The sequence below is a fragment of the Bacteroidetes bacterium GWF2_43_63 genome (genome assembly GCA_001769275.1).
GTDB lineage: Bacteria > Bacteroidota > Bacteroidia > Bacteroidales > DTU049 > GWF2-43-63.
In genome coordinates this window covers 210,078-221,987 of record MEOQ01000040.1, presented here as the reverse complement: position 1 = coordinate 221,987, position 11,910 = coordinate 210,078, and the positions used below count along the sequence as shown (strand labels likewise).

8 protein-coding genes are annotated in these 11,910 nt (G+C 41.4%); 7 read left to right on the top strand and 1 reads right to left on the bottom strand.

Features of this window, described 5'->3' with window-relative positions:
- Positions 1–173 precede the first annotated feature (173 nt).
- From A2W93_03265 to A2W93_03235, 7 genes are all read left to right on the top strand, one after another.
- Complete coding sequence (locus tag A2W93_03265) at positions 174–698, top strand: hypothetical protein (GenBank protein ID OFY53679.1); 525 nt, start codon at positions 174–176, stop codon at positions 696–698.
- A gap of 120 nt (positions 699–818) precedes the next feature.
- The gene (locus A2W93_03260; protein OFY53678.1) at positions 819–2,213 is read left to right on the top strand and encodes an arginine decarboxylase; all 1,395 of its coding nucleotides are present in this window, start codon (positions 819–821) and stop codon (positions 2,211–2,213) included.
- A 456-nt stretch (positions 2,214–2,669) separates the two neighbouring features.
- Positions 2,670–3,458 carry a hypothetical protein gene (locus A2W93_03255; protein OFY53677.1) on the top strand — a complete coding sequence of 263 codons (789 nt, stop codon included), beginning with the start codon at positions 2,670–2,672 and terminating at the stop codon, positions 3,456–3,458.
- A gap of 175 nt (positions 3,459–3,633) precedes the next feature.
- Positions 3,634–6,147, top strand: a complete 2,514-nt coding sequence (locus tag A2W93_03250; GenBank protein OFY53740.1) for a hypothetical protein — start codon at positions 3,634–3,636, stop codon at positions 6,145–6,147.
- Positions 6,148–6,171: 24 nt separating this feature from the next.
- The gene (locus A2W93_03245) at positions 6,172–6,810 is read left to right on the top strand and encodes a hypothetical protein (GenBank protein ID OFY53676.1); all 639 of its coding nucleotides are present in this window, start codon (positions 6,172–6,174) and stop codon (positions 6,808–6,810) included.
- A gap of 95 nt (positions 6,811–6,905) precedes the next feature.
- Complete coding sequence (locus A2W93_03240; GenBank protein OFY53675.1) at positions 6,906–8,804, top strand: hypothetical protein; 1,899 nt, start codon at positions 6,906–6,908, stop codon at positions 8,802–8,804.
- Between the two features lie 59 nt (positions 8,805–8,863).
- Positions 8,864–9,955, top strand: a complete 1,092-nt coding sequence (locus A2W93_03235; protein ID OFY53674.1) for a hypothetical protein — start codon at positions 8,864–8,866, stop codon at positions 9,953–9,955.
- A 128-nt stretch (positions 9,956–10,083) separates the two neighbouring features.
- Here A2W93_03235 and A2W93_03230 read toward each other — a convergent pair whose 3' ends face one another.
- Positions 10,084–11,910 carry a hypothetical protein gene (locus A2W93_03230; protein OFY53673.1) on the bottom strand — a complete coding sequence of 609 codons (1,827 nt, stop codon included), beginning with the start codon at positions 11,908–11,910 and terminating at the stop codon, positions 10,084–10,086.

The following is an 11,910-nucleotide window of genomic DNA, read 5'->3' as shown; positions in this document are numbered from 1 at the left end:
TACTTCGATAACAAATTGCTTATTTTAATTAGGTGCAAACTTATCAACAACAGTTTTTTAATATTCTGCAACGATTGTTCGCAAAAGCATTTGTATTCATCTTTCCCGGCATCATTTCACTTTAATTCTTATTTTTACAAACGATTTCAAGAGCCCATTATTACTTTTTAAATTTGAAACAGACATTCAGACAAGGAATAACGCTTCAGGGAGAATGGAACTTTGTGAGTTTCATTTTTATCGTTGGCGGCATCGTTTTAATGACATTCCCGAAAACATTTTTCATCGGCCTTCCGCTGGTGGTTTTATTGGTGCCGGTTCTACTCTCAATCCGGGGAGCTGAAGTAAATTATTCCGACAAAACAATCCGTAAATGGATCTGGTATTATGGTTTTAAAATCGGCAAAAGAATTTCTTATAATAACTTTACTTATGCCGAACTCCGCAATTACTACTCATGTCACTCAATGGGCTGTGAAAGCATTTCCGGAACTTACATTGCAAAAACTTTTGAAATTGTGGTTGGTGGTCCGGGGATGCAAAAAATAATTATCACCGAAATTCCCGACTATCATTCTGCACGTAAAGCACTCGAAGACTTTTGCGCCCAATCAGGCCTTGAGCTTGTTGATTCCTGGAAAATCAGGATGGATCAGGCCAGTAATTTGTCCCAAGCAACCTGCGACAGACGTTATTAATTTACTTGGCTGTTTTTCTTTTTAAAACTGGCTAACTTTTTTTCAAAGGAAAAAGTAATTGTCTTACATTTGCAAAAACTAGCAAAAGTAACTCACCCGGATTTTAGAAAACAGCATTTAATGAGAACAAAGTACATTGACCTTATCGAACAAACATTTGAATTTCCACAGGAAGAGTTTAAAGTTGTTGATAATGAGTTGTATTGGAACGAAATTAACCTGATGCAGATTATAGAACAATACGGCACTCCGTTGCGTATTTCCTTTGTACCCAGCATCAGCCGGCAAATTCAGAAAGCCAAGCGAATGTTCAATGTTGCTATGGCGAAAGTGGATTATCAGGGAGAGTATTTTTATGCCTATTGCACCAAGAGCAGCCATTTTGCCCATGTACTTGAGGAAGCGCTGAAAAACAATGTGCATCTTGAGACCTCAAGTGCCTTCGATATTCATATTATTGAACAACTGTTTGAAGAGAAAAAAATATCGCAGGATACTTTTATAATTTGTAACGGATTCAAACGCCAGCAATACATTGAGAATATTTCCCGCCTTATCAATGCAGGCTTTACCAACTGTATTCCAGTAATTGATAATAAAGAAGAACTGCTCGAATATAAAATCAAACGGGGCATTAAAGCCAATCTGGGACTACGCATTGCGGCCGAAGAAGAACCGATGTTTGAGTTTTACACTTCAAGGCTGGGTGTGCGCTACAACGACATCCTGCCCTTCTATAATCTTTATATTCGCAATCATCCGAATTTCAATCTCAAGATGCTGCACTTCTTTATTAATACGGGAATAAAGGATTCAGCCTATTATTGGAGTGAACTTACCAAGTGTGTGAATGTGTATGTAGAACTCAAACGCCTTGCACCCACACTCGACACACTGAATATTGGCGGCGGATTTCCCATCAAAAATTCGCTGGTGTTCGACTATGACTATGAATACATGGCTGAGGAAATTATTGCGCAGATTAAAAACATCTGCAATCAGAACAAAGTTCCTGAACCAAATATTTTTACTGAATTCGGCTCCTACACTGTCGGAGAAAGCGGCGCAGTACTCTACTCCATTCTTGGACAGAAGCAGCAGAACGACCGTGAGATGTGGAATATGATCGACAGTAGCTTCATGACAACATTGCCCGATACCTGGGCGCTCAATCAGCGCTTTATTCTGCTGGCCATCAATCACTGGGATTATGATTATCAGCGAATATTTCTTGGCGGACTCACCTGCGACAGCCACGACTATTACAACGCCGAAGCACATGCCAATGCCATCTTCCTTCCTAAAATTGAAAACAACGATCCGCAATACATTGGCTTTTTTCACACCGGCGCCTATCAGGAGTCATTGGGTGGTTTTGGAGGCCTTCAGCACTGTCTGATTCCCGCGCCTAAACATATTCTTATTCTCGAAGACCCTGAAACAGGCGAAATTTATCCAAAACTATTTGCCAAAGAGCAAAGCTATAAATCCATGCTTAAAATTTTGGGCTACTGAAAACCTGCAGCGTGACTGCTTGAGTTTAAGATTAAGGTCAAGGTTGAGAGGGCGGAGTTATAAAAAAAGCTGCGACTTGTCGCGTTTTACGCGAAGCTCCACCAGATGAGGATATCTCAAAACGCAAAGCTTTCGTCAAAAACAATATTCCATCGTCCTAAAGCGACGGAGGAGCGAAAGGATATGGAATCGTTGTTTTTGAAGCTGCTACGACGATTCCATATTCCGGCCGAATAATATTTCGATACGGCCGGAACGATGGAATATCGTAATTATTAATGTTATAGAACCTTTGCGCATAATTCGTTATACTTCTTCAACGCTCACGATAGCAATCGTGACAGGTCGCTTCACGTGAAACAGCTTGTCACGTTTCACGCGATGACACGGTCGCGACGCAGAGAGGTTGAAGAATGAGCTGCCATGCTTTGTGCATTGAGCGTTGCGCGTTGTGCGTTGCGCCTCAAATTATACAAACAGCCCGTATTAACCGATAAACAATTCTCGAAAACTGAGCTGGGTGTAATTTTTTATGTATTTTTGCCTCAAACTAAAAGTATGAAAAAGATAGCATTATTCATTGTTGTTTCGCTTGTTGCCGGAGTAATCGGAAATGTAAGTGCCCAGAAAAAGCAAAAACCTTTTAAAGGCATCGTTACGTACGATATCAAATATGAAGGAGACATTGATGCTGCAACCCTGGCCAATCTTCCTTCCACCCAGAGTTCCGAAGTCCTCGGCAAATATCTCAAAGTCGAAACACTTGTTCCCGGGGCAACCATTGAAATGATCAGCAATGGTTATGATTCTACCAGAACTGTCCTTTACGATATTCCCGGTTTGGGCAAATACTGTGTCAGAACAACCAAAGCACAAATCATGGCATCTCTTGAAGAAGGCAAACCCGCTGATATTTCATATATTGATGAAACAAAGGAAGTCTCCGGATATACATGCAGCAAAGCCGATTATGTAGTCGAAGATGAATATGGAGATAAAATATCCATTATCATTTTCTACAGCACCGTTCTCGGTGGACCTGAACTCAATTATGTAGGAAATTTCCCGGGACTCAAGGGTTTCCCAATGGAATATACAATCAAATCTGATGATATGACAATCATCTATTCTGTGTCGAGTGTGCAAACTAAAAAAGTGAAACTGAAAGACACCGATTTCCTGATCCCAACTGACTATGAAGAAATTTCAGAAGAAGACTTCATGAAAAAAGTCCAGGGCGAATAAAAAGATTTACACAATAAATTGTTCAAAAAAACCTTCTCTTTTCAGGGAAGGTTTTTGTTTTTCAATGGGTTGCTTTCAGTATTTTTGCATTATCATGAAAAAGAGTAGTAAAGAAAATTCACTTTCAAATACCCGCAAAGAACCAAAAAATTCGGCCCGTAATACTATTAAGGAAATTCACAGGAATAAAAACAATAATAAAAAAGAAACCCCGCCAAAGAATAAAGCCAAATCTGAAACAACAAAAAAGAAATCAAGCGCCGAAGGAAAATCATTTCTTGATTTTTTCAAATCAAAAGAAACACATTTCGCATTTGGATTATTCCTGCTTATTTTCAGCATCTTTCTGCTTTTCTCATTTATATCGTATCTCAAAAACTGGCACAGCGACGACAACGTAGTACAATCAGGCCTTGGAATGCTGTTCGACTCGGGTGTTACGGTTGAAAACAGCATGGGTAAGATGGGCGCCTGGTTAGGATTTGTTTTTATCAAAGAATGGTTTGGAATCGGATCATTTCTTCTGCTCATATTTTTTATAAACAGCGGTCTTCTGCTTCTTCGCGTAAAACTGATAAACTTCTTCGAAAGTGTTCTTTATTTGCTGGGTACAACTCTTTGGCTTTCGGTATTCATGTCGGCTATTTTCATCAGGCCCGATGCCATGATCTGGGGCGGATTGTTTGGATGGCAGATCCGCGACTGGATAAGCGGAGCCATTGGCAACTTCGGGCTCATCGTGTTGCTCCTTGTCGTTTTTGTAATTTATATTGCGGCATTGTTCGGTATAAAACTACACGAAATCCGACTGCGCAAAAATTCTACTGTTGAATCATCTGACGCAATTCAGACTGCCAATATAAACAGCACCATTTCTGATATTCACGAATCCGACGTTGATGAATTCGCTGATGATGAAATGACGGTTATTGAAAAAAATTCTGCGGAAATAATAATTGAAACTGAAAATAAAGAGATCACGGATTTTGAAATAATAGAAAAGGTTACTGTTTATAATGATGGTGATGAGAACAATGAAAACAACGGAATCGATCTGACAGTCCCGGATATGATCAAAAAGCAGGACGAGAAAAAAGGTGATGATGTTCAATTTGTGATTGAAACAAATCCTGCAGAATTGACTCCGGCACTCAATGATGAACCTGAACATTTTGGACTCGACACTCAGTACGATCCATTGAAAGATCTGAGTCAATATGTGATGCCACCAACAAGTTTAATGATAGACCGGGGCGAAGGTGAAAGCAAGGTTGGTCGCGAAGAACTTGAGAGCAACAAAAACCGGATTGTTCAAACACTCAATAATTACGATATTAAAATCAGTCAGATCAAAGCCACCATTGGTCCAACTGTTACCATGTACGAAATTGTACCAGCCCCTGGTGTACGTATCAGCCGCATCAAAAACCTTGAAGATGATATTGCCCTGAGTCTTGCTGCACTGGGAATCCGCATTATTGCGCCCATTCCGGGCAAAGGAACCATTGGTATCGAAGTTCCGAATATTACCCGCGAAACAGTGTCGCTCCGGTCATTGCTCGAAAGCGAAAAATTCATTGGATCGAAAATGGAGCTGCCGTTTGCCATGGGCAAAACTATTACCAACGAACCATTTGTTGCCGATCTGGCCAAACTGCCACACTTGCTGATTGCCGGTGCAACCGGGCAGGGAAAATCGGTGGGACTCAACGCCATCATCTGCAGCCTGCTCTACAAAAAGCATCCAAGCCAGCTCAAGTTTGTCTTCGTCGATCCAAAAAAAGTAGAATTGGCACTCTACGCAAAAATTGAAAAACATTTTCTGGCCAAACTACCCGATTCCGATGATGCAATTATTACCGATGTAACAAAAGTAATTGCGACTCTCACATCGCTCACGCAGCTCATGGACAGCCGATACGATTTGCTGAAAAATGCCGGCTGTAAAAACATTATCGAATACAACCACAAATTCCTCGAACGCAGACTCAATCCCAACGATGGCCACATGTACATGCCCTACATTGTTCTTGTTATTGATGAATTTGCAGATCTTATAATGACCGCAGGGAAAGAAGTGGAATTGCCTGTTGCACGAATCGCGCAGCTGGCCCGCGCAGTAGGAATTCATCTGATTGTTGCCACACAGCGTCCGTCGGTTGATGTAATCACTGGTAAAATCAAAGCAAACTTCCCTGCCCGCATCGCTTTTAAAGTTTCTTCAAAAGTAGACAGTCGTACCATTCTTGATATGAATGGCGCCGACCAGCTCATTGGCATGGGCGATATGCTTTATTGTCATGGCAGCACCAATTTGCGTCTGCAATGCGCTTTTGTTGACACCCCTGAAATTGAAGCATTGACTGATTTTATCGGCGATCAGCAGGGCTATCCGGTCACCTATGAGTTGCCTGAGCCCATTGTTGAAAAAGACAGCATAAAAGGCGACGCTGATTTAAAAAATAAAGATAAATTGTTCGAAGATGCAGCCCATATTGTTGTTGCTTTACAGCAAGGATCAACTTCACTTTTACAGACAAAACTAACGATTGGTTTCGCCCGGGCCCGCAGAATCATCGAGCAACTGGAACAAGCCGGTATCGTTGGACCACCGCAGGGAAGCAAGCCCCGAGATGTTTTGGTAAAGGATACTCAAGTTTTGGAACAGTTTTTGAAAAATTCGGAGTAACTTTGAACCCCTAATTTCACATTTATGAAAAAGATCTTATTGATTGCGTTTGTTTTTGTGTGCACTGCTTTTAATGTTTCAGCACAAACCGATACAAAAGCAAAAGCTATCCTCGATGCACTCAGTGCAAAACTTGACGCCCTGGAAACAATGAAATTTGAATTTTCATATACCATGGCCAACACAACCGAAAATATTAATGAAACCAAAACGGGCAGCATTTACCTTAAAGGAGATAAATATCGTCTGTATATTGCTGATCAACTCATCATTTGCGACGGCATCACCATTTGGACCGTATTGAAAGAAGATAAAGAAGTTCAGATAAACAGTGTAGATCCCACCAATCAGAATACACCAAACAAAATGCTGACTTCCTACAATAAAAATTACAAAGCTAAATTTATCAAAGAAGCGCCTAAAGCTGGTATAGTAATGCAGACACTTGATTTGACTCCTACAACAACCCAGTCGTTTTACAAAGTGCGTCTCGAAATAAACAAAAGTTCGAACATGGTGTATTCATCCACTGTGTATGATAAAAATGGTACAACCTACACTTACCTTGTAACCAACTTTGTTGAAAATCCAAAAGTGTTCGATTCCCGCTTCACCTTTGACAAAACTGAATACGCTGGTTATTCAATCAATGACATGCGATAATAATTACTTGAAAAATACTGAAAAGCTCCATTGGGAGCTTTTTTTATGCTGCATCAGAAATTAGCCTGAATTTGTATCTTTAATAAAAATTCCCGATGAAAAAAACTTTGCTGCTGACCTTGTTTTTGTTTATTACAACTTTTGCCAGGTCTCAGGTACTCTCACCTGTTGTGGACAGCATCGCAACAAGTGATGGAAAAAAACTGGCTGCCGACATTTATCTGCCCGACACGTCCGGTGGGCAAACATTCCCAACCATACTGGTACAAACGCCCTACAATCGCTTGTGGTACCGCTTCGGGCTTCCACTCATCGGAACAGAAATAGATACCAGCCCGTTTGCTTTTGTTATTCTCGACTGGCGTTGCTTTTACGGATCAGCAGCGGCCTGTGTTACCACACCCGATCGCGGTGCCGATGGTTACGACGCGGTCGAATGGATTGCTTCACAAAGCTGGAGCGATGGTCAAGTGGCAACCTGGGGACCATCGGCACTGGGACGCGTGCAGTACATGACCGCGAAAAAAAATCCGCCGCATCTGGTTTGCGCAGTACCACTTGTTGCCGGACCGCAATACAGTTATCAGGAATATTTTCCCGGAGGCGTAGCGCGTGACGAATACATCGATCAGCTTGACGGCCTTGGTTTTGGCATGTCTGGTATTCTTTACGCAAATCCGCATTACAACCTGCTTTGGAGCTATTCCGAAGCCACCAATTTTTATCCCGATTCCATTCAGATCCCATTGCTTATGATTGGCGGCTGGTTTGATCACAATTCTGTTGTGATGCTCGATTTCTTTGATGCAGTTCGGACTTCATCACCGGCCACTGTTCGCGACAAGCACAAACTGCTGATGGGACCATGGGTTCATGGTGGCCATGGCGCCGCTTATGTTGGCACCGATTCGGCCGGACAACTCTCCTACCCGATGGCAGCTGGTATGTCGGATTCGCTCGCAATGCGCTTTCTGAAATATTATTTACTTAGCGAGGTCAATGGATATGATACACTCAGCACCATCATCAATTTTCAGATGGGAGTAAACAATTGGCAATACATAGAAAACTGGCCACAGAACGGTTTTACTGAAACCAATCTGTATCTGCACGAGAATATGTCATTGCTGAATTTTCTGCCGACAGGAGTAAATGAATACAAGCAAATCACCTATGATCCGCGCGATCCATCGCCAACTGTGGGCGGTCCAACACTACGGGCCGACTTGGTTCAGGGACCATATGATCAGGTTCCGGTAGTGGAAAGTCGGGGAGATATTCTCGTATTTACATCACCCGTACTTGAGACTGATGCAACGGTGCAGGGATATCCGAAAGTCATTCTGCAAATAAAATCCGATTGTAAAGATGTTGATTTTGCCGCACGACTCACAGATGTTTATCCTGATGGCCGCTCGATGCTGCTTGTGGATGGCATACGCCGCGCCCGTTTCAGGCAAGGATATACAACAAATGACACAACATTTATATCCGACAGTACAGCCGTTTATCAAATAGAAATTGAACTCAATCCGACGTCGCACACATTTTTGGCAGGACATCGGATCCGGCTCGACATCACATCTTCGAACTACCCTCGCTTTAATAATAATATGAATGATGGCGGCCCAATGTATGTAGCAGGTGATACAACAGTAGCACACAACCGGGTTTTATGCAATGGCATATCGCCTTCAATGCTGATTTTACCCGTGGATATTATAGATGTTGGCGTTGAAAAATCAATTATTCCTGAACTCTCTGTTTATCCAAATCCGTGTTCCAATGAGCTTTTTATAACAATTCCAAATGAAATTAAATACAGGACGCTTACGGTTTTAATTATTGATGCCTCAGGTAAAAAAATCAGTGCAAAACCGGGCTTCACTGGAAATGTTGTGAAAATTAATACAGCATCGCTGGCGGTTGGACTTTATACAATTCAGTTGCAATGCGATGTTCACAGTTTTGCTGTTACTTTTTTCAAAAAATAATGTAATCTTGTGCAATAAGCGATAAAATTGCGACGTTTGTATTAACAAATTATTTTTTTATGAAAAGCACCATCTTTATTTTCCTGTTATTGCTGGCCTGCACCGTTGATGCGCAAACAGGCGAGTACTATTTCACCTCCAACCCTTTTGAATATGATGGCTACTATTTGACTGACAATTTGATGCAAACAAAAATTGCCCACAAAATAAAATCCATCACGGAAACCACAACAACCTTCAAAAAAGGAAATCCGGAGAAAGCCACGCTCAAAAAAGTGTCCACCCTGAATGAGAAAGGGGAGACCATTTTGAAAGAAGAATATGACGCAAAAGGGCTATTGATACGAAAACAGAGCTTTGGCCTCAACGACAGCGGCTGGGTGGAACAAAAGAAAATAGCAGATGGTAAAGGAAAAGTGATGTATCAATATGATAAAAAATACGATCCTGAAACAGGAAATATCATTTCATACGAGTACCGAAAAAACGACAAACTAAAATCAAAATACACTAAGGTCTATACAGGAAAGAATCTTACAGAGCAGGTTGTGTATAAAAAAGACGGCCTGAGTGTTTCAAAACGTTTTGCATATTCATTCAACAGTGACATGAAACTGCAAACAACGCATTTGTATGATGGCAATGGGAAATTAATACATACATGGAATCACGATTGTTTGCCGGAAGGTGAACTGCTGGCAGCACGCACGGATACAACCACTATTTGCAAGATGCATGAAGAGAGGGCCGATGGCGGTTTTGTAAACTATTTAAAATCGGTGAATGAAAAAGGAGAACTGACCACCACAACTGTCTGGTATCGCAACGAAAGAATGACGGACTCGGCGAAAGTGGTGACCGAAGGGAAACACCCGCATACTATGATAACGCGCTTCAGTGATGACGGAAGGCGCACGGAGAGAATCTATATGGACGATAAGAATAATATTACTTTCAAATACTTCAGACTGCTGAGTGAAAACGGCAATCAGTTGAAATACGAAAACTGGACGTACTCAAAAAAACACGGACTTCAATGTACTTTAAATGCTGTTTCCGAAGAAAATGCTGAGGGACTGCTGACAAAAAAGAGTATTTATCGCAAGGATAAATTGTCGCGGGAAACAAATTTTTCTTACACATATTTCTGATTTCAGTATTATCGTAATCTCTGCAAAGCAGCAGCTCTGGCCAGATTCCGGAGCTGCTGCTTTTATTATTTTCGAACTTTAATTATTCAAAATTAAAGTTCAATGTTTGGCAAAGATATCAGTGATTCTCAAAAATACGAATACATGCGCGTTTCGGAGCGAATAATTCTGAACGGTACTTTGTTTTTATTGAAGACAAAAATCAGAATACGATTGGTTCCTTCTGGAATTTGCGGCAACAACATGCTCATTCGAATCACTTCTCCATCATTGGCCGACCAGTCGGGCTGCATGCGTTCAAACTCCAGCGCCTGTGTTCGTAATGTGCTTCCGTCAGCTCCGGAAGCCGCAGCGATGATGGCTGTCTGAAACGGCACAGCCTCGGCCCTCACCTGCATATCAATTGTAAACAGAATGTTTCTGCCAACTAATGTATCGGTATCAGAAATAATCAAGTTGAAGTACTCCATAGAATCTGATTGATTCATCAGGGTGTCCGTTGCAAACAATAGCTGAGGGACGATTGCGGCTTTGCGTTTCAAAAGATACATACCCGATTGAGAATCAAACATCAACTCGTTGTAATACTTGTTCCAGTCAGGAAATTCCTTATTATCAGCAATGACAAATTCGGCCGATGCCGAAGGAAATATTTCATAGGTAATTGGACTGAGCTTGTTGCCCTTGCCGGAATTAATATAATACCACTCTGTGCTATGAAGACGATATGCTTCTATCACAGGCGGAAAATCACGCTTTGCTGATTCATCAACGAGGTAATTATAGAATTCATCCGGAACCCGGTACTCGGGAGTATAGCTCGTGAATCTGATGCTTAGCGACAAGAAGAACTGCACGATGATGAATACAAACGGAGTGAATAGCAGAATTCGCCAGCGCTTCGAAGAAATCAGGGCTGTATCGCAAAGAAAAAATATCGTTCCGGCGAACAGAATTATAAAATACATGGCAACTCTGTCTTCGGGAAAATTGACACCGAAAAAACGCGATAACACAAAAGTCATCACGACATTGCCGCCCAGCAAAAATGGAAAAATGAAATAGAATAGATTTTCCTTTTTGAAAATAAATTTTTTAATGACCAGGAAAATAAAAATAATGAGTGCGGCTGCGAAAACGGCTACAAACAAATAACTTAATAATTGAGGCAATGGCCGGAACAGAACTGCAGACAGAGAACCAAGTGTGGCATCCCAAAAATTGCTGGTTCCTCCATAGTACAAGGCTCCCCCACTCCGAAGCACCATCGAATATTTGGCGAGAATATACAAAACCGGAGCTCCTGCAAAAATCTGAATTGCAAATGTAGCCACAATCACAGAGCGTTTTATTTGCCGAAAATTAAAAATAATAAATAGTACAAGCAGCAAATGAATCAGCAGATAGGTGTGTATTAAAGTCAGATTAGCTGCAAGCGCCGGTATCAAAAAAACAACAACCAGCGCTGAATTGCGCAAAGAAGCATTTCGGTAAAACTGAATCAGATGGTATAATGCGCCTGCAAGAAAAGCCATTGACAATCCGTATCCCCGGGCGTACCCAAAAAATTCAATTATAAAATGACAGAAAATCATTGATAACACAAAACCCCATCTGTTGAAGCGGTTTTTCAGCAATCCGGATAACTTGAAAACAAAGAAAAAATAAAGGACAGAAAGCAACACGTTGGGCAAACGCAAGGCCAGGAGCGAATTCCCGAAAAGCTTATATGAAATATTTGTAAGCAGCGAATTCAGTAAGTGATTGTTTGCATCGGGATAGGCGTCCGGAGGAATAAATTTTCCGGGCTGAATATATATAAAAAAAGTCTCGGCCTCATCATGCGTAATGGGCGACCAGGCAGCCCGGAATATCACATAGACCCAAACCAGCAAAAACAAAAGAAAAAACAGATATTTTTCGCCCGTTTCATTGATTCTAAAATTGATTTTCAT